At 36.1% G+C, this 23,492-nt stretch carries 25 protein-coding genes, 1 other RNA gene and 1 riboswitch; of the genes, 4 read left to right on the forward strand and 22 right to left on the reverse strand.

Going from position 1 to position 23,492, the window contains the following annotated elements:
- Position 1: 1 nt before the first annotated feature.
- The 12 genes from DN408_RS24425 to DN408_RS24485 all read right to left on the reverse strand — a co-directional run bounded on the left by DN408_RS24425 (position 2) and on the right by DN408_RS24485 (position 10,384).
- The gene (locus DN408_RS24425) at positions 2 to 595 is read right to left on the reverse strand and encodes a xanthine phosphoribosyltransferase (RefSeq protein ID WP_002126496.1); all 594 of its coding nucleotides are present in this window, start codon (positions 593 to 595) and stop codon (positions 2 to 4) included.
- A 106-nt stretch (positions 596 to 701) separates the two neighbouring features.
- A riboswitch (purine riboswitch) is annotated at positions 702 to 803 on the reverse strand.
- A 116-nt stretch (positions 804 to 919) separates the two neighbouring features.
- Positions 920 to 1,666 (reverse strand): type I methionyl aminopeptidase, encoded by a 747-nt coding sequence (locus DN408_RS24435; protein ID WP_147740424.1) that lies wholly within the window; start codon positions 1,664 to 1,666, stop codon positions 920 to 922.
- A 152-nt stretch (positions 1,667 to 1,818) separates the two neighbouring features.
- Positions 1,819 to 2,292, reverse strand: a complete 474-nt coding sequence (locus DN408_RS24440) for a GNAT family N-acetyltransferase (RefSeq protein WP_002126492.1) — start codon at positions 2,290 to 2,292, stop codon at positions 1,819 to 1,821.
- A 48-nt stretch (positions 2,293 to 2,340) separates the two neighbouring features.
- A complete protein-coding gene (gene ypwA, locus DN408_RS24445; protein ID WP_002030824.1) occupies positions 2,341 to 3,858 on the reverse strand; it encodes a carboxypeptidase in 1,518 nt (505 codons plus the stop codon).
- A 118-nt stretch (positions 3,859 to 3,976) separates the two neighbouring features.
- Positions 3,977 to 5,914 (reverse strand): ATP-dependent DNA helicase, encoded by a 1,938-nt coding sequence (locus DN408_RS24450; protein ID WP_002011942.1) that lies wholly within the window; start codon positions 5,912 to 5,914, stop codon positions 3,977 to 3,979.
- Positions 5,915 to 6,052: 138 nt separating this feature from the next.
- Positions 6,053 to 6,235: a DUF3921 domain-containing protein gene (locus tag DN408_RS24455; RefSeq protein ID WP_002126488.1), complete on the reverse strand. Its 183-nt coding sequence runs from the start codon at positions 6,233 to 6,235 to the stop codon at positions 6,053 to 6,055.
- Between the two features lie 61 nt (positions 6,236 to 6,296).
- On the reverse strand, positions 6,297 to 7,436 hold the full coding sequence (locus DN408_RS24460) for a THUMP domain-containing class I SAM-dependent RNA methyltransferase (RefSeq protein WP_002011868.1): 1,140 nt from the start codon (positions 7,434 to 7,436) through the stop codon (positions 6,297 to 6,299).
- Positions 7,437 to 7,616: 180 nt separating this feature from the next.
- Positions 7,617 to 8,008: RNase P RNA component class B (rnpB, locus tag DN408_RS24465), an RNA gene on the reverse strand.
- A gap of 87 nt (positions 8,009 to 8,095) precedes the next feature.
- Positions 8,096 to 8,431 (reverse strand): cell division regulator GpsB, encoded by a 336-nt coding sequence (gpsB, locus tag DN408_RS24470; protein ID WP_000622426.1) that lies wholly within the window; start codon positions 8,429 to 8,431, stop codon positions 8,096 to 8,098.
- A 97-nt stretch (positions 8,432 to 8,528) separates the two neighbouring features.
- Positions 8,529 to 9,083, reverse strand: a complete 555-nt coding sequence (locus DN408_RS24475) for an SLOG family protein (protein ID WP_002030808.1) — start codon at positions 9,081 to 9,083, stop codon at positions 8,529 to 8,531.
- 56 nt (positions 9,084 to 9,139) lie between these two features.
- Positions 9,140 to 9,589 carry a CotD family spore coat protein gene (locus DN408_RS24480; RefSeq protein WP_061688856.1) on the reverse strand — a complete coding sequence of 150 codons (450 nt, stop codon included), beginning with the start codon at positions 9,587 to 9,589 and terminating at the stop codon, positions 9,140 to 9,142.
- Positions 9,590 to 9,745: 156 nt separating this feature from the next.
- Positions 9,746 to 10,384: a YppG family protein gene (locus DN408_RS24485; protein WP_078177995.1), complete on the reverse strand. Its 639-nt coding sequence runs from the start codon at positions 10,382 to 10,384 to the stop codon at positions 9,746 to 9,748.
- 177 nt (positions 10,385 to 10,561) lie between these two features.
- Here DN408_RS24485 and DN408_RS24490 point away from each other — a divergent pair, with 177 nt between their 5' ends.
- A complete protein-coding gene (locus tag DN408_RS24490) occupies positions 10,562 to 10,753 on the forward strand; it encodes a YppF family protein (RefSeq protein WP_002030817.1) in 192 nt (63 codons plus the stop codon).
- A 25-nt stretch (positions 10,754 to 10,778) separates the two neighbouring features.
- On the opposite strand, the gene DN408_RS24495 is transcribed toward DN408_RS24490, so the two are convergent.
- Together DN408_RS24495 and DN408_RS24500 are read right to left on the reverse strand one after the other, a co-directional pair.
- Positions 10,779 to 11,123 carry a YppE family protein gene (locus tag DN408_RS24495; RefSeq protein ID WP_002011864.1) on the reverse strand — a complete coding sequence of 115 codons (345 nt, stop codon included), beginning with the start codon at positions 11,121 to 11,123 and terminating at the stop codon, positions 10,779 to 10,781.
- 15 nt (positions 11,124 to 11,138) lie between these two features.
- The gene (locus tag DN408_RS24500; RefSeq protein ID WP_002011865.1) at positions 11,139 to 11,381 is read right to left on the reverse strand and encodes a hypothetical protein; all 243 of its coding nucleotides are present in this window, start codon (positions 11,379 to 11,381) and stop codon (positions 11,139 to 11,141) included.
- Between the two features lie 118 nt (positions 11,382 to 11,499).
- Here DN408_RS24500 and DN408_RS32555 point away from each other — a divergent pair, with 118 nt between their 5' ends.
- Positions 11,500 to 11,646 (forward strand): phage portal protein, encoded by a 147-nt coding sequence (locus DN408_RS32555; protein ID WP_307838604.1) that lies wholly within the window; start codon positions 11,500 to 11,502, stop codon positions 11,644 to 11,646.
- Between the two features lie 343 nt (positions 11,647 to 11,989).
- Here DN408_RS32555 and DN408_RS24505 read toward each other — a convergent pair whose 3' ends face one another.
- Positions 11,990 to 13,015, reverse strand: a complete 1,026-nt coding sequence (locus DN408_RS24505; protein WP_002126479.1) for a DUF2515 domain-containing protein — start codon at positions 13,013 to 13,015, stop codon at positions 11,990 to 11,992.
- Between the two features lie 103 nt (positions 13,016 to 13,118).
- Between DN408_RS24505 and recU the strand changes: the two genes are divergently transcribed.
- Both recU and DN408_RS24515 read left to right on the forward strand, forming a co-directional pair.
- Positions 13,119 to 13,721, forward strand: coding sequence for a Holliday junction resolvase RecU (gene recU / locus DN408_RS24510; RefSeq protein ID WP_000155584.1), 603 nt, complete (start codon positions 13,119 to 13,121; stop codon positions 13,719 to 13,721).
- Positions 13,722 to 13,787: 66 nt separating this feature from the next.
- On the forward strand, positions 13,788 to 16,511 hold the full coding sequence (locus DN408_RS24515) for a PBP1A family penicillin-binding protein (RefSeq protein ID WP_078177994.1): 2,724 nt from the start codon (positions 13,788 to 13,790) through the stop codon (positions 16,509 to 16,511).
- A 23-nt stretch (positions 16,512 to 16,534) separates the two neighbouring features.
- Here the strand turns inward: DN408_RS24515 and DN408_RS24520 are convergent, their stop codons facing one another.
- From DN408_RS24520 to dinG, 7 genes are all read right to left on the reverse strand, one after another.
- Positions 16,535 to 17,053: a YpoC family protein gene (locus tag DN408_RS24520; RefSeq protein WP_033730526.1), complete on the reverse strand. Its 519-nt coding sequence runs from the start codon at positions 17,051 to 17,053 to the stop codon at positions 16,535 to 16,537.
- 3 nt (positions 17,054 to 17,056) lie between these two features.
- Entirely contained in the window at positions 17,057 to 17,704 is a 648-nt protein-coding gene (gene nth, locus DN408_RS24525) for an endonuclease III (RefSeq protein ID WP_000933020.1), read from the reverse strand.
- 15 nt (positions 17,705 to 17,719) lie between these two features.
- Positions 17,720 to 18,427 carry a DNA replication protein DnaD gene (gene dnaD, locus DN408_RS24530; protein ID WP_000728546.1) on the reverse strand — a complete coding sequence of 236 codons (708 nt, stop codon included), beginning with the start codon at positions 18,425 to 18,427 and terminating at the stop codon, positions 17,720 to 17,722.
- 121 nt (positions 18,428 to 18,548) lie between these two features.
- Positions 18,549 to 19,736 carry an aspartate transaminase AspB gene (gene aspB, locus DN408_RS24535; RefSeq protein WP_002011860.1) on the reverse strand — a complete coding sequence of 396 codons (1,188 nt, stop codon included), beginning with the start codon at positions 19,734 to 19,736 and terminating at the stop codon, positions 18,549 to 18,551.
- Between the two features lie 18 nt (positions 19,737 to 19,754).
- Positions 19,755 to 20,258 carry a cell wall elongation regulator TseB-like domain-containing protein gene (locus DN408_RS24540; RefSeq protein ID WP_002086588.1) on the reverse strand — a complete coding sequence of 168 codons (504 nt, stop codon included), beginning with the start codon at positions 20,256 to 20,258 and terminating at the stop codon, positions 19,755 to 19,757.
- A 7-nt stretch (positions 20,259 to 20,265) separates the two neighbouring features.
- On the reverse strand, positions 20,266 to 20,436 hold the full coding sequence (locus DN408_RS24545) for a YpmA family protein (protein ID WP_002086589.1): 171 nt from the start codon (positions 20,434 to 20,436) through the stop codon (positions 20,266 to 20,268).
- A gap of 250 nt (positions 20,437 to 20,686) precedes the next feature.
- Positions 20,687 to 23,491: an ATP-dependent DNA helicase DinG gene (gene dinG, locus DN408_RS24550; protein WP_147740425.1), complete on the reverse strand. Its 2,805-nt coding sequence runs from the start codon at positions 23,489 to 23,491 to the stop codon at positions 20,687 to 20,689.
- Between the last annotated feature and the right edge of the window lies 1 nt (position 23,492).

Consider the following 23,492-nt stretch of genomic DNA (forward strand, 5'->3'; position numbering starts at 1 on the left):
GTTAGTTCACCTCCGCAGTTTCTTGCTGTACAAATGTAACTGTGCCGTTATCAAGTGATGCAATTTCTGCTAGTGATTCAACACGAACACCCTGTTCACGCAGCTTCTTTCCTCCATCTTGAAATGCTTTTTCAATAACAATGCCAATTCCCGCAATACTTGCCCCGGCTTGCTCTACTAAACTCATTAAACCTAAAGCAGCCTGACCATTTGCTAAAAAGTCATCAATAATTAATACATGATCATTTTCGTCAATATGATTTCGAGATAATGAAATCTCGTTCGTTTCTTGTTTTGTAAATGAATATACGTTTGCAACATACATATTATCTTGTAACGTTAACGATTTACGTTTTCTTGCAAAGATTACTTTTACACCAAGCTCTAATGCAGCCATAACTGCTGGTGCAATGCCTGAAGATTCAATCGTCACGATTTTTGTAATGTTCTCTTCTTTAAAACGTTTAGCAAATTCTTTTCCGATCTCTTGCATAAGTACTGGGTCAATTTGATGATTTAAAAATGCATCTACCTTTAATACGTCACCAGATAAAACCTTTCCTTCGTTCAAAATCTTTTCTTGTAATACTTTCATGTTTGTTCCCCCTCTTATGCAATAAAAAACTCCAAAAGCCGCCACCACTCGTTACAAGTGAGAGACGCGCTTTTGGAGTTTCGCAAAAAAGAATGCTAAACAAGCAAATATATTCGTCCTCACTCATAGTCAAAGTATTTACGGTACTTCGGTAGAAACTTGCAGGCCATATCCCCGCGATTATATGAGTGTAGCTAACTATTTATTTTATAGAAGGATTATAACGCACTTTTTTCACTTTGAAAAGCATTTATCGAAAAAACACGTACGAATTTTATGAAAATACCATTTTCGTTCGAGTTTTTCAAACTTTCACATTTCATATTACAACGTCGTTAATATGATAGGACCATCCTTCGTAATCGCAATTGTATGCTCATACTGTGCAGATAATTTCCCATCCATCGTCCGTGCAGTCCATCCGTTTAAATCTACTTTAGAATATCGCATACCGGCATTTACAATAGGTTCAATTGTAATTACCATTCCTTCTTGTAATTCTTGTCCTTGCCTTGGCTTACCAAAATGAAAAATTGCTGGTTCCTCATGAATTTCTTTACCAATTCCGTGTCCCGTAAAGTCTCTTGCAACAGAAAACCCTTCAGAGGCTACATAACTTTCAATTGCGTATCCAATATCTCCAACATGGTTACCACTTATTGCTTGCTCAATCCCTTTATATAAAGCACTCTCTGCTACTAACAATAACCTTTTTGCTTCATCAGAAATATCTCCAACTATATACGTCCATGCAGAATCCGAAAGCGCACCATTTAAGTTTACTACCATGTCAATTGTCACAATATCGCCTTCACTTAAAGGAACATCTGTTGGAAACCCATGACACATTTCATTGTTCACAGATGCACATATTGCGTATGGATAATCGTTATACCCTTTCTGTTCGGATCTGGCACCATGCTCTTCTAAATACGCTTCAACAAACGTATCAATTTCTTGTGTCGTTATTCCTGGTTTCATCATTTTTTCGATTTCTCTATGACAAGAAGCTAGTAACTTCCCAGATTCATGCATCAAATCTATTTCATTTTTCGTTTTAATTGTAATCATACTACCTCTCCTTACTAAACTTGCTATTTGCTACTAAACTTCAATCATACACATCCTCTTCCAAAATTTCAAAACTTCTAATTACAACAAGTACAAAAAAACATCATTTATTTCTACATCAAAATAAAAAAACAGAAGCTCTCCTCTGTTTTTTAATCATTTTTACATATATAATTCATTTTCAAAAACTCAAAACAACTACCATTTGTTTTCTGTATAAATGTTCCAACAGCTTCGAATCCTGCTCTTTTATACACTTTAATCGCTCTTTCATTAAATGCCGCTACCGATAGTGTTATATAATTGCATCCGTATTTTTCTTTACTAAAAGCTAGTCCAGCTTTTACGAACTGTAGACCAAATCCATTCCCAGTTATATCAGGTCTCATTCCAAGACCTATATCAACCGTTTGATTATTTATGTTACTAAAACTAAAGAAACCAATGAGAGTACCATTTTCCTTCACAGAAAATGTATGATTCCCTCTACTCTCATCCTCTAAAAACTCAGCTAAATCTTCTTCATCTGCCTCTATATCATAAAAGGAATACTCCCCTTCATAATGCCAGTTATATGCAATTTCTTCTGCTTCCGCTCGCGACATTACTGTAAACATATAGCCCATTTCTCTCACTCCCTCATAAAAAAAAGCTGCAATTAAGCAGCTCCTGTTTTATAACTCATAAATCTCTTTATATTTAGCTTCTAAATAATCAGCTAAGTAGTTTGCATTTAAACCTTCACCTGTCACATCTTTTAAAATTTCAAGTGGTTTTTTCGTTTTGCCATATTGGTGAATATTCTCTGTTAACCATTCACGAATTGGTGTCACGTTTCCTTCTTCTAATAATGCATCAAAGTTTGGAATATCCTTTAGCATCCTATGTTTAAATTGCGCTGCATACATATAACCAAGCGCATAAGATGGGAAGTATCCAAATGAACCACCAGCCCAGTGAACATCTTGCAATACACCTTGTGCATCGTTTTCCGGACGAATTCCTAAATATGCTTCCATCTTATCATTCCAAGCCGCTGGCAAATCCTTCACTTGTAATGTACCATCAAATAATTCTTTCTCAAGTTCATAACGAACCATGACGTGAAGCGGATATGTAAGCTCATCTGCTTCTATACGAATAAACGATGGCTTCGATTCGTTAATCGCATCATAAAACTCATCTACTGATATATCATTGAATTGACCATCGCTATACTCTTTTAATAAATCATAATTTTTCTTCCAGAATGATTTATTACGACCGATAAAGTTCTCAAAGAATAATGATTGTGACTCATGAATACCCATAGAAGTTCCACTACATAGCGGTGTACCTTCAAATTCCTCCGCAATATTTTGTTCATATACAGCATGACCACATTCATGAATCGTGCCGAAAACAGCCATACGGAAGTCTTTCTCATCGTAACGAGTCGTAATACGAACATCCCCTCTATTTAATGTAATTTCAAAAGGATGTACCGTTTCATCAAGACGACCCGCTTCAAAGTTATAGTTCAATTGTTTTAATAACTCTAAAGTAAAATTCTTTTGTTTTTCTTTTGAAAAATGTTCAGCTAAAGCATTTGTTTTTAATTCTTTTTTAGACTCAGAAATTTCTTTCACAAGCGGAACGATACGTTCACGTAGTTGACCAAATACATGATCTAACACTTCTACTGTGATTCCCGGCTCATACATGTCTAATAGCGTGTTATATTTGTACGTTTCGTAACCCCAATATGTAATAAACTTCTTTTTGAATTCAACAATTTTTTCTAAATACGGACGGAACATTTCGAAGTCAGATTTTTCGCGAGCTTCTTCCCATACACTTTCCGCTTTCGCTTCTAATTTCACATACGCTTCATATTCCGCTTGTGGAATTTTCTTATTTCTATCATATTCTTTACGACACTCTTCAACCATTTTCTTTGTCGTTTCAGAAAGTTTATTTTCAACAATTAAAGATTCTAGTTCAGTTAAATAGTTCCCCATCTCATCTGAAGTCGACATCGCAAACACTTCGGATGAAAGCATTCCAATTACTTCTGAACGCTGGTCTACTCCTTGCTTTGGTGCACCTGTTCTTAAATCCCAAAACATTAAGCTTAATGCCTCTCCGTAATTCTCTATCTTCTTCACATATGTTAAAAATTGTTTTTCCACTTCATATGTAGCAACTGTCATAGTATAAAAAACCTCCTTTTTCTACCTCAAACTTATTTCGACACTGAAACATAAATTCCTTTTCTAATAGAAAAAAAGCTTGGCAAATGCCAAACTTTTCCCTACAACATTTTTTCGCTTAAAGTACTTTTCCTTCTACCGGAAGTACTTTCTTCACTGCTTCTATCACTTTTTCATCTTCATTATCTGATAAGAATAATGATATAGCACCTTTATCTTCACTTGTACGAATTAAACGTCCAATTCCTTGTCGAAGACGTAAAATCATATAAGGCACATCTACGTCCCAGAATGGATCATTCACATGTTTACGCTTCGCCTCAAACACAGGATCGTTTGGAGGGAATGGTAATGACCAAATAATAACATGTGATAATGATGAACCTGGAATGTCTAAACCTTCCCATAAATGAACGGCACAAAGTACAGTCTCTTCTTCATTTTGGAAACGAGAAACGAGCTGACTAATTTCTTGATCTCCTTCATATAGGAACGGAACTGACATTTGCTCTTTACTTACATATTCTTTAAACGCTGCAAGTTCTTGCGTTGTACGGAATAATACGAGTGTACGTCCATTTGTTTTTTGTATATTTTCAAGTGTATATTGACACTTTCTTTCCCATTCATTTTCTTTCGTATACGGAAGTAAGTTTACTGTCATTTGCTCTTCATAATCAAACGGCGAAGCAACTGAGAATGATAAGTAATCTTTTACCCCTAGACTATTTGCAGTAAATGCGAACGAATCATTGTCAGATAATGTCGCAGAAGAGAAAATATATGGAATCTTCTTCGAGAATACTTTTTCTTGTAACACTTCTTCAACTGCACGCGGCATAATAACTAACGTGAAAGCACCATCGCCTTCTTCACCCCACGTAATTACATTTTTCTCGTGCATGAAAAGACGAAGTGAATGCTCTAACACATCTAAATGCTCATCAACAATATTTAAATCGTATGTGTTTACTGTATGCATTTCACTTTCAAATACTAATGCATCACCGACTTCACCGATTTTCGCATAAAGTCTTTTCGCTTCTGCAGTTACCTTTTCTGTCACAGTAATTTCTAAACGATCAGAACCTTCAATTTCCTTTTTATTCTCTTGTAGTACCCCAAAGAATTGTTCAGTTTGCCAAATTGTTTCTTCTACTAAATGTGCGAACTCTTCACGAATATCATTTTGTAATAATCTCGTTAAAAGTTGCTCCATCATCGTTTGTTTTAAACGGTACGTTAAAGCTTTTTGAGCTGCATATTCTACAAGATGCCCTTCATCGAATACAACGCAACTACTTTCTGGTAATAACGGAATTTGTCCTTCACGTTTGCGAGCTTCGTACGTCCAAATATGATCCATATAGAAATCTTGAGAACAAATGATTAAATCTGCCGCTTTACGATAATGCTCGCGCGAAAGAGTTTGACCACAACGATGACGAGAATCACAAGTGAAGCAATCTTGGAAGTAATCCCAGTTTACCTTTGACCATTCCTCGTCATTTAACAGTGGAAATTCTTTTCGATCACCATAGTGAGTAAAGTTCTGCATCGTACCATGATCGAATACGAACTGAGGTAATTCGTAATATACATCTTCAATTACTTCTGGAGCTCGTCCACTCATAACATCTTCAAGTTTACGTAAACATAAATAATTATCCATTGACTTCGCAAGTCTAACATCAACAGATAGCCCTAATGCTTCAGATAACTTAGCAATGTCTCCTTCTTCTTTCACAAGCTGCTCAATTAACGTTTCATCTGCACAAGCGATAATAGCCGGCTTCCCTGTATAACGTGCATAACAAATTGCATATAAAAGATATACAATTGTTTTCCCTGTTCCTACACCTGCTTCTGCAAACATAACTTTCTTCTCTTGGAAAGCGCGCTCTAACTGAAACGCCATAAAAATCTGTTCATCACGCTCTTCAAAGCCTTTTTCCGGAAGAATGTCGTAAAACACATCTCCAATCCACTCATTCAACTTATCATAAAAATTATCTTGTTTTCCTACTTCAAATGGTAACCTATTCTCAGTAAACATCCTTAGCCTCCAACCAAACAGTTTTTCTATAAAAAGATATAGCAACTGCTACTCACATGTGTGCAGCCACTTTCCCCTGTTACAATACATAGAAATACACGAAAAAAAATTTTCCTTTCGAAAAAGGAAAATTTTTTTCTATATTAATGACCTTAAATAACGTTTATCAATCGCTGTTTCATGTGAAAGAGCTGACAAATATTCTTCCTGCGCTTTTTGTATTCCATCTACAATTGCACCTTGACTATCCACTTCTTTTCCGAGCTCATCATACGTACGGTGAATAGCTTTTTGAATCATCGATAATTGGAAACTATCCATATCACTTCCTCCTTTACGCATTACATAATAGCCAGTATATGCGTGCTGGAGGAGTTTTATACTATGAATTACGCGGTGGACGCTTTCCGAAGTATTGATAGTAATCTGTACGGATAAATCCGTTAAACAGTTTACGCTTTTTCGATGCATCTTTCCCATAACATTTCTCAAATGCTTCATAACTTGTTAATAAATACATTGACCACGTATCTAATGGGCGGAATACCTCTCCCATTTCTTTATATAATTTTTCAACAAGCGCTCTTTCACTTAAACGTTCTCCGTATGGAGGATTCGTTACAACATAGCCATATTCCTCTTTTGTCGTGAAATCTTTTACTTGCATTTGTTTAAATGATATAAGATCCCCTAATCCAACTTCTTCTGCGTTATCTTGGGCAACTCTTATCATACGGTGATCGATATCTGATCCAATGATTTGCAATGGTTGATTATAATTAGCTAAATCTTCAGCTTCTTGACGAGCTTCGCGCCAATTTTGTTTACCAACCCAGCCCCATTCATCCGATGCAAAGCCTCGGTTAAATCCTGGTGCGATATTTTGTCCAATTAATGCAGCTTCAATTGGAATTGTACCAGATCCACAGAAAGGATCAACGAAAGGACGATCCGCCTTCCAGTTTGTTAACTTAATTAAAGACGCAGCTAATGTTTCTTTTAAAGGCGCTTCACCTTGCTCAAGACGGTATCCACGTTTATGAAGACCTACACCACTCGCATCGATTGTTAACGTCGCAATATCCTTGAGCATTGCAATTTCAATACGGAATAACGGTCCATCTTCTTCAAACCAAGTTGTGCGTCTATACGTTGTTTTTAATTTCTCAACAACAGCCTTTTTAACGATACGTTGGCAGTCTGAAACGCTAAATAATGTTGATTTCAAAGATTTCCCAATAACAGGAAATTCTCCGTTCTCTGGAATATAATCTCCCCAGTTTAACGCTTTTGTTTTTTCAAATAACTCATCGAATGTTGTTGCTTTAAATTCGCCGACTTTAATTTTCACACGGTCTGCAGTACGTAACCATAAATTCGTACGACAAATCGCTTTTTCATCCGCTTCAAACGTTACCTTTCCGTTTTCCACTTCACATTCATAACCAAGATCGCGAACTTCTCGGGCAACTAACGCTTCAATACCCATTGCCGCTGTTGCAATTAAAGTAACTTTTCCCATTTGCATTCACCTCTTATGTATAATCAAACAATAATTAATAACATGTTGTCCTATTAATTATCACATATTACGAAGAATATTCTCACTTACCATTTTAACTCACAACTTATAACTTCATACAAATAAAAAGCCCTCCTCTAACAAAGGAGAGCTGAGTTATTTCATAGTTGGTTCATAACGTTCTGTAAGCCATGTTCTGTTCCTTTGTACTGCAAACGGCCCACGCCTCGTACTCCGGTGGTAATCATCTATCTACAGGTTACGAAAACCTGTCCTTTTCCGTCGTTCATTTCCTTGGAAAAGATTCCCCTACCATTATTTGGGTTTCTCGCTCGTGGGGTTTACCTCGTTCCACTCCTATCATTTCTTCAAGGACTTCGTCACTGTGGCACTTTAAAGGTAGTCAAACCATATCCGAAAGGACTTAGGTTTTTTCCCTGCCGTTAAACCAGCCTTGCAGCCAGAATACCCTAGCTTATGACTTGGCTAGGCACGAACACTACAGCCATCTCAGGCCGTGCGAGCATGGACTTTCCTCTACAACGTTGGCGTTGCAGCGATTACCCAAACGTTATGACAAACATTAGTATAGTGGAAACAAAAAGATTTTGCAATGTTTTTTTCTATGTAAAATGCTTTAACCTTTTTGTTACCTTAATTTATTCGTATAACTTACTTCCAAATACAGCTTTTTCTAAATTAGATAGACGTTTTAAAATATCCGTATTCGTATTGTTATACACTGGTTGTGCAACTGGTGTTTGTACCGGTTGTTGCGGAACTTGTGTTGCCGCTACTTTTTGTTCTTCTAATTCACGTTTCAAACGAGCATTTTGTTGTTTTAATTGATCAAATTCCTTATGAAAAGCTTCATAATCTTTAATAATCATATCAAGAAACTTATCTACTTCTTCTTGTTGATAACCTCTCATACCTGTTTTAAATTCTTTTTCTAAAATATCTTTCGCTGTTAATTTAATTTTATCCGAAATCATTTTCTTCACCTCAAATTTTTGCCAAAGCTTTCATTAACTAAATTTTTTCAGAAACAACGCCTTTTGTCAATCAAATATACGAGTACTATATTACATATTACTCTGCATTATTCCACTGTTCCTCTTCCATTATATCTTGTAAATCAGAAAAAAGAATGAAATAACTGTGATAATTTTCTATTTCTCCTTTTTTCTTAGCTGCTTCTACAATATATTTAGGGCTCCCAGACTTTTCTTCATCATATACAGCTAAAAGTGCATCGCTTTTTTCAATAAAAAATTGATTCTTTAATTTAAATTGCTCTGGGCTTTCGTACTTCCGTTTCGTAATACTATCAATATGATCTGCTTGTGAAAGAATAAATTCGTAATATTCACGGTTATCTTCCTTCCAATTTTCCTCTTGTTCTAAAAAAGGAGTAAATACAGCTAATTTTAAATTTGGATATTCTACTTGAATTTCAAAAACAACTTCAGCAGCCCATAGCTCTACTCCTAACTGACCACTTATAATAACCCACTCCAAACCTTCTTCTACAAAAACAGTTAATTTACGACGCAGCGCCTTTTTTATACACTCTACTCCTGGATGATCATTTTTAAATATTCCAAGTTCAAACGGCTTATATCCTGTTACAGCAACAACCTTCATATCAACACTCCAATTACAAAAAAAGAACTAGCATTTCGCTAGTTCTAACATATCATTTACTTTTTAAACATTCCACCAACGTTTGGTCCGATATTTGGTCCAAATGGTGATACGTTCGGTCCTGGTCCATATGGTGATACGTTCGGTCCTGGTCCATATGGTGATACATTCGGTCCTGGTCCAAATGGTGATATTTGATGCCCATGGTGATGATGGCCATGACCGCATGGTCCACATCCACCGCCAAATCCACCAACAGATCCACCGCCAAATCCTGGATCACCAGGATCTACAACGTTTACGTTCGAGTTTGTTTGTGGGAAGAAGCCTTGATTTTTAATTTGTTGATGATGAACATGCGTTGTATGGGTTGGAAAAATGTGTGGCACCACCGTTGTTGAAAAAGAATGTGTTACGCATTGTTTCGTTGGATGAATGACAGGAGCTGTCGTACAAATAGGTCCTACAGGCTTATGCCCTCCAAAGCAAGGATGACAATGATGCATAGTTTTTTCTCTCCTCTCTCATTAAAAAAATCTGACTACACTTTACAATATGAGCGAGGGGCTAAAGCCGCTTGTTATATATACCCATTTATTTCATGGAAATTTGTCTAGTATCCAATTTCATACGTAATACCTATTATAGACAACCCCCTACTATTATTTACCAAAAAAGCCCCCGACTTGCTTAACAATCCCTGTTACTTGATTCATCGCGTTCATCATTTGTCCAGCCGTGTTCATCATTTTATTTACATCGTAGTTACCATCTGATGATTTAAATTGTGAAACAAAACTAGAAAACTGACTTGGTTGCTGTTGCTGTTGCTTTTGTTTATTCATCGTTGGATATGGTTGTTTTGGTGGATAAAACATAGCTTGTTGATTTACATATTGAGCTGGCGACATGTAGTTTTGTGAATTCATATACGCTTGCTGTGGTTGATTCGTATACATTTGCTGCGGCTGATTCATATGCGGTTGTTGCGACTGATCCATGTGCGGTTGTTGCGGTTGGTTCATATACGCTTGTTGCGACTGATTCATGTGTGGTTGTTGCGGTTGATTCATATACGCTTGCTGTGGTTGATTCGTATATGCTTGTTGCGGTTGATTCATATGCGCTTGCTGCGGTTGATTCCCAAAAGACACTTCAAATGGTTGATAATAATTTTGGTTTCCATAATGAGGCTCGAAAGGATACATATTATATCGCAAATATGTATCCTCATTATATTGGTACATATTTTGCTGTGCATATGGATTTGCTTGCTGATATACATTAGGTTGTTGAAACATGCATTCTCTCCTCCTTGGCATAAGTTTCTACATATAGAATATGTACCTATAAAATAAAATGTGTGACGGAGTACCTGTCTGTTTTTGTCGGAAGTTTAAATTTTTAAAAAAATTAGAAAGTAAACCCTTCCATGCTATGATAATAAGGAAGAAGATTCTCATGGGGGAGGAATCAACATGGTATTAGGGGATTTAAAACAAGCGTTTTCTCAAAAAAAGGGGTATTACACAGAAAATTCGAATGAACTGTTAGACTTTGCAAGACATTGTTATCTTGAAGGAAAAGTATGCATATCAGATTACCGAACATTAATACGAGAGTTAGAAATAAACGGTGCAACAAAACCTACAACAGTGACAGAGGCATAAAAAAACAAGAGGGTTTTCCCTCTTGTTATTTACATTGATCTACGATATTTTGCAAAGTATACGAAATAGCTTGATGAGTTTCAAAGAAACGTTTGCCTTTTCCCTTATTAACAAAACATTGTAGCACATTAGTTTGTAAATTATCATACACTTGATCAATTTGTTGTACATGTATATACTTAGGTCGTTCTTCCTTTATCCACCTATAAGCTAATTCTTTCCACATCTCTAACTCCGCATCTACAATATCAACAAATGGCTTCATATCCTTATAAAAATCATATTCAGCCATCTCTCTTTTTTTCACATTCGCTTCATCATTATACTGCATTAACTTCTCCGAAGACTGGATTAATGCTTCATGTCCCATTTTGTTCCCACCTTATTATGCACTCACTACGACGTTTTGAAATGTCTTTACCCAGCTCCCTTTTTCTTCGTGATGCACTAATTTATTTTCCATATGTTCTATATGCATTTCTGTTATTTCTATCTTATTGCATATTTTTTCACCTTTATCCTTCAATGCATGATTCATTCTAATCCCAATCTTCATTTCCAGCAAATCGAGAGAACTTAACATTTGATCCATTTTTTTCATAACATCTTCCTTCTGAACCATCGCCATATTTAAAACGCCCCCTTCTTTGCCTTTCCTTTGTCATGTAATTTCGCCGATTGATTAATTACTCCTTCTCACATGACAAAACTAGTTGATATTCGTCAAAGAAATCATTTAGTATGCCATTATTAGAAATGGTAACAATACAAAAAGGAGGTGTATTACGATGGCAAAAAATAAAAACGAAAAAAAGAAAAAGCAAAACAAACAACAAAACCAACCTGAGACTGGTAATCCAAAGCTTGATGGTCCAAATTTCCCCGCTACATAAAGTGAAACTTTAATCAGTGGGGTTTTGTTCATCCCCCACTGATTATCAACCCGCACCAATCGGGTGTTTACGGACAGCAGGGCTTCCACCTACCTTCTTTGCTCCAGCCAAATTTTGAGGTGGGAGTTTTACTGTCCGCAAATAGCGGGATAAAATGACACTTTAACCAAAGTGGCTTTTACAAACAACTATTTTCTAGTCTATCTTACCTCTTCGCTTTCGATAAATGTTGAAGTTAAAGTCGTACTGCCGACAAATAACCGATTAGAAAGTAACTTGTTGTAGAGCTTATTACTTTTAATAAAGAAGTCCCGCCTTCATTTAAGAAGGCGGGACTTCTTTATTATATCATGAACTCATCTATTCTTTTAACAAAACTACTTAATATAGAAAGAGTATGTATTTGCTCCCTCTTCTTTCTATACCATTCTGTTATATTAATTTCTCCCTTAGGTTTTTCAAGTAAAAATAATGAATCTATTTCCAACCCTTCACTAAACCAATCTTTTTCAATTAATTTTTCATGAGTGACAATAGAATACACTTCCCGAAGAGCCGGCGTACATGATTTTCTAATTCCCCTTATATTACATTCATAATCCATTCTTGACCCTGTATGCCTAGTTTGCACTGCAAATTTATAAAAAGAAGACTTATACTTTGAATGAAATAGTAACCAAGCTAATTGCTTCCCCAGTTCTATACGTTTTTGCAACGTTTCAAATTGATAAACTGAAAATCCATACATTCCCCCTTCCACCGTTGGAAAAATAACTGCACTAACATGAAATATTTCTTGAAATTTGAACAGTGCAGTATCAAATACGTGTTTTTGAAAGTATGCATTCTCAATTACTGGTTTTTGAATTTTATTTTGTTCATTAATAATAAGTGCCGTCATAAGCCTATTTATATCTTTTTTCTCCCAAAACGCGACCCATTCTTTTTCCATAAAAATTGATATGTTGAAAAATTGTAACAAATGGAAGAGCGGCGCACATCTCTTTTTACTTTCCTCATACAGTAATAGTTGAGGAAATGCATCTAAGAAAATGAGCCAATTGGCTTTCTCATACAAAAGAAATAATCGTCTCTTAACTGTTTGAGATAAAAGATTAGAATAATATTCTCCTTCTAAATCTGTCATGTTCCATCCCCCATTCCTTGAAACCATACTCGCTAAAAAAGACCATCTAATTTCTCTATTTCTCAAATAATATTCTTGGTAAGATTGTGTACGTGAAATATTATCTACGTTAGCTACATCCGTTCTCTCCTTAATAGTAAGAACTATAACTTTTTCCTCTTCTGTACAAAAAATATCATTACGGTTCTGTTTAATTTTTTCATAGTCATTCCATCGAAACATGAGTAAGTCACCATACCTTTCTTGAAAAAGGTCACATCTTTTTTCATTTTTTGATATAATCACCTTTGTAAGTAATTCTTATCAAGTTGGGAGTGGACAAAATATGACCATTCGTTACCCAAATGGAAAAAGGTACGATCAAGCTTCACAACCTCATAAAACACCAATAAAAAAACATACTTACAGTAATAGAGGTATGTCCCTTGAAGAGGAATTGAATGAAACCAATCAATATTACTTAACCCATAATATTGCATGCGTACATAAAAAACCTACACCTCTTCAAATTGTAAAAGTAGATTACCCCGCTCGAAGTGCTGCAGTGGTAAAAGAAGCGTATTTCAAACAACCTTCTACAACAGATTACAACGGTGTATACAAAGGGAAATACATCGATTTTGAAGCGAAAGAAACTAAAAATAAAACCAGTTTTCCACTTCAAAACTTCCACCTTCATCAAATTGAACATATGAAGCAAGTAGTCGCTCATAATGGAATTGCATTTGTTATTATTAAATTTACACTTTTTGATGAATTTTATTTATTAGATGCAAAACATATTATTGCATTTTGGAATCGTCAAAACACTGGTGGACGTAAATCGATTACAAAACAAGAAATAGAAGAGCATGGGTCTTTATTATCATGCGGTTATCACCCTCGAATTGATTATATCCGCGTACTAGACACGGTTTATTTTTCGTGATAGAGTCATCACTAAGGCTCTTTTTTCGACTTTTGGGGGAGAGAATGAAAGGTAGGAGAAAGTATAATGTCAGATAATTATCGTTCTCGTACAGAACGAAATCATGTAAAAAATCAAACGAAAGAAACAAATAATAAAGAAGAAAAACCAAAGAAAAAAGGTTCCTTTTTCAAGAGATTTCTTATAGGTTGTCTACTTCTTGGTATCGTCGGTCTCGTAGCTGGCGTTTCGGCCTTCTTTGTTATGGTAAAGGACGCTCCAAAACTAGACAAATCAAAGCTAGTCAATCCTTTATCAACAAAATTCCTTGATAAAAACGGGAATTTCTTCTATGAATACGGTGCTGAAAAACGAACCCATGTTACATACGATCAAATTCCAAAAGTAATTGAAAGTGCATTCCTTGCGACTGAGGATGCTCGTTTCTACGATCATAATGGAATTGATTTTAGACGTACTGGAATGGCAGTCATGGAAAATGTCACTGGTGGTTTTGGATCACAAGGTGGTAGTACGATTACACAGCAAGTAGTTAAAAACTATTTTCTAACGATGGACAAAACTGCAAAAAGAAAAGTGCAGGAATGGTACTTATCTTATAAGTTAGAGCAACAGTACTCAAAACATGAAATTTTAGAAATGTACTTAAATAAGATTAACCTCGGTAATCGCTCTTACGGTATTTCAACAGCAGCAAAAAAATATTACGGCAAAGATTTAAAAGACATACAACTACACGAAGCTGCAATGCTCGCTGGTTTACCCCAAGGTCCTAACATTTATGATCCAACAAAACCAGATAACGTTGATAGAGCAACGAAACGTCGTAATATCGTATTAACATTAATGAACCGACACGGGTATATAACGAAACAAGAAATGAATGATGCAATGCAAATCCCTGTAACACAAGGACTTCTTCCATCTTCAGAAGTGACTGAAATGAAGTATCAGGCATTTATAGATGCTGTTGTAAAGGAAGTTGAAAAAGAATACCCTGATATAAATATCGGTTCAGACGGTTTAACGATTCATACAACACTTGATCAAGATGCTCAGGATTACGCTGAAAAAATTATGGATGGGAATCTCATCAAGTATCCAAACGATCAATTCCAAGGATCATTCGTATTTATGGATACTCAGTCTGGAGAAGTTCGAGCAATCGGCGCTGGTCGTAAAGAAAGTAAGTCTACTTTCAAAGGTCATAATATGGCAGTTGATTTAAAACGCCAAGTTGGTTCAACAATGAAACCAATTTTCGACTATGGTCCTGCAATTGAAAACCTTCAATGGTCTACTTATCATCAATTAAATGACTCTGAATATACTTACTCTGATGGCACAAAGATTAAAAATGCTACAGGTAATTTTAAAGGTGACGTTTCACTTCGTGAAGCATTGAAGAAGTCATTAAACATCCCGGCTTTAAAAACAGCTCAAGCAGTCGGTATTCCTAAGGCACAAGAGTTTGCTGAAGGTTTAGGAATGACGTTTAAAGATGGGAAAGCATATGAATCTACTGCAATCGGTAGTAATGAAGGCTCTCCGTTAGATGTCGCTGGAGCTTATGCAGCATTTGGAAATGACGGTGTTTATAATAAACCTCACTTCGTAAAAGAAGTCATCTTCCCAGACGGGAAAAAGAAAAGCTTTAAACCGAAAGAACAACGTGCAATGCACGACCATACAGCTTACATGGTTACTGATGTTCTTCGTGACGTAGTAAAACCTGGTTCTGGCGGTACAGGGCCAACAGCATATGTTTCTGGATTCGACGTTGCTGGTAAAACAGGAACACAAAACTTTGATGCAAAAGATATAAAAAAATATGGCATCCCAGCTGATGCGAACAGAGATAGCTGGTTCGCTGGATATACACCACAATATACGATGGCTGTGTGGACTGGTTACGAAAAGAATGGTCCAGAAAATTACATTAGCGATCGTTATACTAAAATTGCACAACAAATGTTCCAAGTAATGATGAGCAAATTCGCTACAGATAAATCTCGTTTCGAACGTCCTTCTTCTGTTCAAGAAATAAACGGAGAATTGTACGTAAAAGGTGCGAAAAAAGATGCAGTTAAACAAATTAAAGTAGATCCACCTAGTGGCCTTAATGTCGCTTTCGATGGCGCTAGCACAGTGACACTGAACTGGTCTGGACCATCATCAGATGTTGATGCATACGCAGCAAGCTATAAAGCTACTGACGGTTCTAGTGGTAGCTTATCAGTAAGCGGTACGACAGCTACTCTTGGTGGTATTAAACCAGGTGTTACTTACAGTTTCTCTGTAGTAGCGAAAAAGGGTACTGGAACAAGCCCTGCAGTTGGTGCATCCTTCACTGCCCCTGGCGGAACTCCAGATGCGAAAAAAGCTGACGAAGAGGCTAAGAAGAAGGTTGACGAAGAGGCCCTGAAAAAGGCCAATGAAGATAAACTAAAACAAGAAGAAGCTACAAAAAAAGCTGAAGAAGATCAGCGTAAGCAGCAACAACAGCAACAACAGCAACAACAGCAACAACAGCAACAACAGCAACAACAGCAACAACAGCAACAAGAACAAGAACAACAACGTAAACAGCAAGAAGAAGCTCAAAAGAAAGCTGCTGAAGAAGAGGCTAAGAAGAAAGCTGAAGAGGAAGCTAAGAAAAAAGCTGAAGAAGAAGCTAGAAAAAAAGCTGAAGAAGAAGCTAGAAAAAAAGCTGAAGAAGAGCAGCACCAACAGAATACCGGAGGAGATACACCTCACGCAGACGGAGATGTTGTTACATCAGAGTCTTAATAACAAAAAAGAAGTCCTTACTCTTAACGAGAAAAGGACTTCTTTTTTGTTATCATTTTCTTAACATGTAGCTTTTCTATTTCAATATACAACTGTGCTAATTGAATATACGAATGATAATTACTCGGTTTCTTTATAATAAATGAGTATCGTTCTATAAAATTAACAGGTTGTGCTTCCAATTCATTCGTATTTACTTGTATCTCATACAAACTATGAACAGGCTTCTCATTTAGCCAATATACAATCGATAGCAAGTGTGCTGCAAAAAGAATCATCGGACCCTCAGCTTCTTGTTTTTTTCTGTTCCGAAATAGTATAGCAATTTCTTCATGCTTGCTTTTCCATATATTTAACACCGCTGGAATACTTGTTTCAATTTCATTCCATGGCTCATATTTTCTTTCAATATCAAATATAAAGTAAGTATTTTGTATTATTTCTTCAAAAGATTGGTCTGTGTGATACGTAATCGAATTTGCACTCTCTTTAAAAAATGGTACGCACCGAAACTCTTTCGGTATTTCTATAACTCGCTCCATCCTTTATTTCCCCTTCATTCGTTTCTTTCCTTCGCGACATATTTCTAGTAATCGACACTCTTCACATTGTGGTCGCTGCGCCTTACAGTAATAACGTCCGAAGAAAATCATACGGTGGTGTGTAACTCCCCACTCATCCATTGGAATCTTCTTCATCAATGTCTTTTCCACTTCTAACACAGAATCTTTCCATCTACAAATTGCTAACCGTTTACTCACTCTCTCTACATGCGTATCAACAGCAATCGCTGGAATCCCAAATGCTACCGAAACAACTACATTCGCTGTCTTTCTCCCTACTCCTGGTAATTTCGTCAGCTCATCACGGTCTTCTGGAACTTTCCCGTTATAATCATCTAGTAACATCCGGCACAATTTTTGAATATTTTTCGCCTTATTTCTAAACAATCCAATGGAACGTATATCTTGTTGTAATTCTTCTAAAGACACACTTAAATAATCTTCTGGTGTTTTATATTTTTGAAATAAGTTTTTCGTCACTTTATTCACAAGTGCATCTGTACATTGCGCAGATAATGCCACTGCGATTACAAGTTCAAATGGATTATCATGAATTAATTCACAATGCGCTTCTGGATACATATCCGCCATTGTATCTAAACAATAACGAATTTGCGTTTTGTTCAACATATCTTTCCTCCTACACTACTGCTCCAACCAATTATAAAAAGGCACTTTCCCAGTAAATTTCGTCTCTTGTTTTGTCGTTTGCTGTGTGCGTTGTTGATTCGCTCTAAATTTCTGGCCTTGATTTTGCGCTTGATCTACCGTTTTAATTCCGTTCTTTTTCCACTCAAACAAAATACGATCAATATACCGGAAATTAAGTTTACCACTCATAACAGCTTCACGAAGAGCCGCTTGAATTAAATTCGGATGGTGTTGATCTTGATCTTCCCACATCCCTAATGTTTCACATTCAAATGGCGAAAGTGGTCTTCCGAATTCTTTTTCAAATACTGTATATAAATTTACTTGAATTTGCTTTTGTTCTTTTTGCTCTTCCTCTATAGATTCATTCATTAAAAAGTGCAATATTTTTTCCCACAGTGGTTGTAAAGAATAACTTTCACACATCATCGCTTCAGATCTTCGTCCACCTTCTAGTGCTAAAAAACCTTTTTGGATTAAAGTCTGAATCACTTCCATGCATTTCATTTCTGTTATCGTCATCCGTTCTGAAATCTCTGAAGGAGTCGGGAACGAATTACCTGATTCTAAAAATGTGTGTACATGAAGTACTACCATAAATTCCGTCTCATTTAAACCTAGCTTTTTATAATGCATCATAAGCAATTTAGGAATCGCTATGCTTCCCTGTTCAAACCATTGTAACATCATTTTCTTTTTCATCACCAAACACCTCGTTCTCTAGTATAACACACCTTTAGCCATTTCTTTTTGCCACAATTCGTCAAAAAAACCTCCCTATATATAGGGAGGTTTTTTGCCATTTACTACAAGAAACAGACGATTAAGCCTGTACTTTACTTTTCATGAACGTATGAATTCGTTCTAATGCTTTCTCAACTTGCTCAAGAGATGTCGCATACGATAATCGAACGTTATTTGGTGCACCAAATCCTGTACCTGGAACAAGAGCCACCTTTTCTTCTTCTAATAATGCTTTTGCCCACTCATCAACTGTATCATACCCAGCTAACGCTACGGCTTCTTTTACATTTGGGAATAAGTAAAAAGCACCTTGTGGCTTAATACAAGTGAAACCAGGAATTTGAATTAATTTATCATAAATAATGTTCAATCTTTCTTCAAACGCTTGACGCATTGTTTCTACAGGTTCTTGTGAGCCTGCATACGCAGCAATTGCACCGTATTGAGCGATTGAAGTAGGGTTTGACGTACTATGACTCGCTAAGTTCGTCATCGCTTTAATAAGCTGCTTATTTCCTGCTGCATATCCAATACGCCAACCTGTCATAGAATGTGATTTAGATACACCATTAATAATAAGTGTTTGTTCTTTTAATACATTAGAAAGCTGGGCAATTGAAGTATATTCCGCGTCACCATAAATTAATTTTTCATAAATCTCATCTGAAACGATTAAGATATCATGCTCTAAACATACTTCTCCAAGCTGTTGTAATTCTTCTTTGCTGTAAATCATCCCTGTTGGATTGCTCGGTGAATTAATAATAACAGCTTTCGTTTTCTCTGTAATTGCCTCACGCAGCTGCTTTGCTGTAATTTTGTACTCATTGCCTTCTAGACCTTCTACATAAACTGGCTTACCACCAGCAAGCTTTACTTGCTCAGGATAACTTACCCAATAAGGAGTTGGGATGATAACTTCATCTCCTTCATCAAGTAACACTTGGAATAATGTATATAATGCATGCTTGGCACCATTACATACAATAATTTCAGATGGATCATACGCAATTCCTTGATCACGAGTAAACTTCTTCACAATTTCTTGTTTTAACGCTTGTAATCCACCTGTTGGTGTATATTTCGTATGTCCTTCTAACATCGCTTTATGCGCAGCATCCATAATATGTTTTGGCGTATTAAAGTCAGGTTCTCCTGCTCCTAATCCAATTACATCATGACCTTCTGCTTTTAATGCTTGTGCCTTTGCTGTAATTTCTAAAGTTGCAGATGGTGTTAAAGCAGCTACTCGCTTTGCTAATTTCATTTGTAGTTCCCCCTACATCTATTTTTCAATGCTGTAGTGTCCAGCATAAACCCCATTTTGAAACTCTAAATAGTAATACGTATAACGATCTTCCTGATCAATATATGTAATTTCCCACAATGGAATATCGTTTTGAGCACCTAATTTTACTTTTATAATTTCTTTTGGTTTCGGCTTCGGCTCAGCACCTTCTCCTGTAGCTTGTTCAGCCAATTTTTGCAAAGCTTCTTTTTTAGAAATACCTTCGCTCTTTTTCTTCACAAGGACATTTCCTTTTTTATCAGGCACCCAAACGATAAGTTGTTCTCCTTTTTCATCTGTACCTTGTACGACTGTATATGAAGATTTCCCATTATAATAATCAACAGTATTTACCTTTGTAAGCTTTGCCTTTTCTTTCGCAATTTCTACAGACTTTGACTCTTTTGGAATTTTCTTTTCCATCGCTTTATTATAAACATATGCCCCATATATTCCGCTAGCAACGATAACGATAATGATTGTAAAGATCCACTTTTTCATTGTATCACTACGTTCTGTAAATCGTAAATACAGCTGTTTCTTTATCTTTTTCGTCTAATGCTAATCCGAACATGAGGTCCTGCTCTTTTAACGTACGATTCAAACCATCAACAATTTTATACAAGTCAGACGAATATTTAATACGCGTCGTTGATAGGACTTCGATTTTCTTATCCATGAAAAAACTCCTCCGTTACACAAAAATTTCTAATTATAGAAGAACGCAATGCGGTTACAATAAGAGTACATTCTTTACAACCCCTGCTTCATCACCCATCTATTATAGCAGGACATGTACAGCAAAAAAAGGTTTCAAATCGAAAAGCAATATATTTTGTATACAAGAAGTAAGAAAAATAAAATTCCTCCTACCCACATTTTTTACGCCTGAAGTTTAAATGTACTTCAGGCGTATTTTTCTTCCAATTTTATTCATTTGACGATTCTTCTAACTGTACTAACAATTCTTCTAACGGTCCTTCATAGAGCGGTACAGTTGGGATTGATTGTAAAAATCGTTTTCCATAGGAAGAACTTGTCAAACGACGATCTAATACAAATACAGTTCCCGTATCTGTATTTGTTCTAATAAGACGACCAAACCCTTGTTTGAAACGCAAGATTGCTTGTGGGAGCGCCAACTTATCAAATACGTCTTCTCCTTGATTTTTTAACCACTCTCCTTTTGCTTCCATCATCGGCTGATGAGGAGGGGTAAAAGGCAGACGGACAATGACAAGACAACTCAGAGCATCTCCAGGTATATCTATCCCTTCCCAAAAACTACTTGTTCCTAACAAAATCGATTTGTCGAACTCCTGGAATTTTCGGATTAGACGACTTCGGCTCTTATTATTCACACTTTGCGTTAATAATAAATATCCTTCTAATGTCTCATCATTTTTCAAATTCGTATACGCTTCTTTCAACATTTCATACGAAGTGAATAAAACGAGCATTCTACCTTTTGTAGCTTTCGCTATTTTCGCAATATGTGCCGATATAGACTCAATATATTCTTCATTACTTGCTTTCTTAATAAAAGGTACATCCGTTGAAACCATTAATTTCATTTGCTCTTCAAAACGGAATGGTGATGGAACCTTTAATGTATTGGGAGCAAAATCATGTAAACCTAGCTCCTCTTTTATATAGTCGAATGAATCATTAACTGTTAACGTTGCTGATGTGAAAATAACACTCTTTTTCTGGGTTAAAAATTCATCAGCAAATCTTTCACCAATATGAACAGGCTGCGCATATAGAACTGTTGAATGAATCGTTCCCTTCGTTTCAGTCTCCATCCATGTCACGTATGAATTTTTTTCTAAAATGAGTAATTGTAAAGATTGTGCCATCTTTCTCAACAACTCAATTAAATGCATATATTCACCTGTAACGACATGCATCTCCCATTCTAATTTACTTTGCAATATTTCAGCTTGCTTCTCAAGTGTAGTCAATAACTTTCTTACATCATACACAAATCGATTTGTTAACTCGGTAATGCTATCCCATAACTTACCTTTCTCTATTTCCGTGTTATATCGATAAATGAGTGGCATATTGCTCATCCCTTGTTCCTGCTTTGTTTGTTTAAATACGAAAGTCCGTAACATTTGGAATAGTTCATCCGCATCAAATTTCAATTCCTTCAAACTATGACTCACCATACGGAAAGTCGAACGCGATGCTTGCTCTGATTTTTTCATCATTTTATATACTTTAGAAAGTACATCATCTGTTTCTAGCGTACCAAGACGAGATAAAGCTAATTGAAAATACATGCATGAGAACTGTTCACCTAATGTTCTACTCGCCGCTTCCTCGATATGATGAGCTTCATCAAAAATAATATGTTCACATGAAGCAAATAGTGGTTCTTCACTTGAAAAATCTTGAAATAATAACGCATGATTTGTAATAACGATATCTGCAAATAATGCTTTATTCTTTGCTCTTTGATAAAAACAACGACTATACCAGTTGCTTTGCATCCCGCCTGGACTATGTACATCACTACAAATACGGTTCCAAAGTAACTTGCCGCCCTCAGGAATATTTAATTCATCACGATCGCCAGTTTCCGTTTGCAATAACCACACTAAAATTTTTGCCTTTGTGAGCGCCATATCATAATTTTTCTCTTCCTCTTGCAAAGCATATTCAAATTTGTGTAGACAAAGGTAATGCTTTCTTCCTTTCAGAAGAGCTGCTTCAAATGAAAATGGCATTATTTTCTTTAATAAAGGAATTTCTTTTTCTAGTATTTGTTGTTGCAATTGTACAGTTTGTGTACTTATAATGACAGGCTCTTCTTTTTTCTTTGCGAAATAAATACTTGGAAGTAAATATGCAAGCGTCTTCCCCGTACCTGTTCCTGCTTCAATCAGTGAAAACCTAGAATCTCTTAGCGCTGTATATATTTCCTTCATCATAATTTGTTGGCTTTCTCTTTTTTCAAACTTTGGCATATTCAATTCAAGTTTATCGATTGTCTTATGTAAGAAAGCATCAAATTTAGATGAGTATGTTTCACTGAGGCTTAAAGAATAATTCCGCTTTCGAAGCGCAATATTTCGATACACCTCACACTCCTCTGCCTCTTCTTTACCATGCATCATTTTCTTTAAAATATTTTCAGAAAGTACATCAGCTATATCACTTTGGAAAACATCACTTAATTCATAAAGCGATTGTAATGTGACAAGTGGTAACTTTTCAATTTCACTTAAAAATTGTAAAAACAACTCCGCTGTTGCAAGAGCATCACTATCCGCACGATGTGGTTGATCGTGCTCTAGTTCATGCTGCTTAGCTAAATCACGTAATTTATAACTATCAGCTGTTGGCAAAAGAATTTGCGCCAATTCAACTGTATCAATTTTAGGACAATGTACTTCTGTATATCCAGCCTGCCTTAATTCTTCATTTAAAAAATTCCAATCAAAGTGAACGTTATGTGCAACAAAAGCCGCACCTTGTAATAGCTCAACAATCATCGGGGCTACATCTCGAAATAACGGGGCTTGTTTTACAAGATTTTCATCAATCCCAGTTAATTCTGTAATAAATAGGGGAATCTCTCTCTTCGGATTAATAAAAGATGAAAAAATCTCTAATATCTCTCCATCTTCCACTACAACAGCTGCAATTTGGGTGATTTTATCCTTCCCATCCTTCCAGGAGTTCCCTGTCGTCTCTAAATCAACAACGACATAACGCTTACTCATA

It is taken from the genome of Bacillus sp. AR13-1, assembly GCF_008042285.1.
Lineage (GTDB): Bacteria > Bacillota > Bacilli > Bacillales > Bacillaceae_G > Bacillus_A > Bacillus_A mycoides.

Excerpts from the sequence above, each read along its gene's own strand:
- DN408_RS24425 (WP_002126496.1), bottom strand. The coding sequence starts at position 595 with ATGAAAGTATTACAAGAAAAGATTTTGAACGAAGGAAAGGTTTTATCT.
- DN408_RS24435 (WP_147740424.1), bottom strand. The coding sequence starts at position 1,666 with ATGATTACAATTAAAACGAAAAATGAAATAGATTTGATGCATGAATCT.
- DN408_RS24440 (WP_002126492.1), bottom strand. The coding sequence starts at position 2,292 with ATGGGCTATATGTTTACAGTAATGTCGCGAGCGGAAGCAGAAGAAATT.
- ypwA (WP_002030824.1), bottom strand. The coding sequence starts at position 3,858 with ATGACAGTTGCTACATATGAAGTGGAAAAACAATTTTTAACATATGTG.
- DN408_RS24450 (WP_002011942.1), bottom strand. The coding sequence starts at position 5,914 with ATGTTTACTGAGAATAGGTTACCATTTGAAGTAGGAAAACAAGATAAT.
- DN408_RS24455 (WP_002126488.1), bottom strand. The coding sequence starts at position 6,235 with ATGGATAGTTTCCAATTATCGATGATTCAAAAAGCTATTCACCGTACG.
- DN408_RS24460 (WP_002011868.1), bottom strand. The coding sequence starts at position 7,436 with ATGGGAAAAGTTACTTTAATTGCAACAGCGGCAATGGGTATTGAAGCG.
- gpsB (WP_000622426.1), bottom strand. The coding sequence starts at position 8,431 with ATGATTTCGGATAAAATTAAATTAACAGCGAAAGATATTTTAGAAAAA.
- DN408_RS24475 (WP_002030808.1), bottom strand. The coding sequence starts at position 9,083 with ATGAAGGTTGTTGCTGTAACAGGATATAAGCCGTTTGAACTTGGAATA.
- DN408_RS24480 (WP_061688856.1), bottom strand. The coding sequence starts at position 9,589 with ATGCATCATTGTCATCCTTGCTTTGGAGGGCATAAGCCTGTAGGACCT.
- DN408_RS24485 (WP_078177995.1), bottom strand. The coding sequence starts at position 10,384 with ATGTTTCAACAACCTAATGTATATCAGCAAGCAAATCCATATGCACAG.
- DN408_RS24490 (WP_002030817.1), top strand. The coding sequence starts at position 10,562 with ATGGTATTAGGGGATTTAAAACAAGCGTTTTCTCAAAAAAAGGGGTAT.
- DN408_RS24495 (WP_002011864.1), bottom strand. The coding sequence starts at position 11,123 with ATGGGACATGAAGCATTAATCCAGTCTTCGGAGAAGTTAATGCAGTAT.
- DN408_RS24500 (WP_002011865.1), bottom strand. The coding sequence starts at position 11,381 with ATGGCGATGGTTCAGAAGGAAGATGTTATGAAAAAAATGGATCAAATG.
- DN408_RS24505 (WP_002126479.1), bottom strand. The coding sequence starts at position 13,015 with ATGTTTCGATGGAATGACTATGAAAAAATTAAACAGAACCGTAATGAT.
- recU (WP_000155584.1), top strand. The coding sequence starts at position 13,119 with ATGACCATTCGTTACCCAAATGGAAAAAGGTACGATCAAGCTTCACAA.
- DN408_RS24515 (WP_078177994.1), top strand. The coding sequence starts at position 13,788 with ATGTCAGATAATTATCGTTCTCGTACAGAACGAAATCATGTAAAAAAT.
- DN408_RS24520 (WP_033730526.1), bottom strand. The coding sequence starts at position 17,053 with ATGGAGCGAGTTATAGAAATACCGAAAGAGTTTCGGTGCGTACCATTT.
- nth (WP_000933020.1), bottom strand. The coding sequence starts at position 17,704 with ATGTTGAACAAAACGCAAATTCGTTATTGTTTAGATACAATGGCGGAT.
- dnaD (WP_000728546.1), bottom strand. The coding sequence starts at position 18,427 with ATGAAAAAGAAAATGATGTTACAATGGTTTGAACAGGGAAGCATAGCG.
- aspB (WP_002011860.1), bottom strand. The coding sequence starts at position 19,736 with ATGAAATTAGCAAAGCGAGTAGCTGCTTTAACACCATCTGCAACTTTA.
- DN408_RS24540 (WP_002086588.1), bottom strand. The coding sequence starts at position 20,258 with ATGAAAAAGTGGATCTTTACAATCATTATCGTTATCGTTGCTAGCGGA.
- DN408_RS24545 (WP_002086589.1), bottom strand. The coding sequence starts at position 20,436 with ATGGATAAGAAAATCGAAGTCCTATCAACGACGCGTATTAAATATTCG.
- dinG (WP_147740425.1), bottom strand. The coding sequence starts at position 23,491 with ATGAGTAAGCGTTATGTCGTTGTTGATTTAGAGACGACAGGGAACTCC.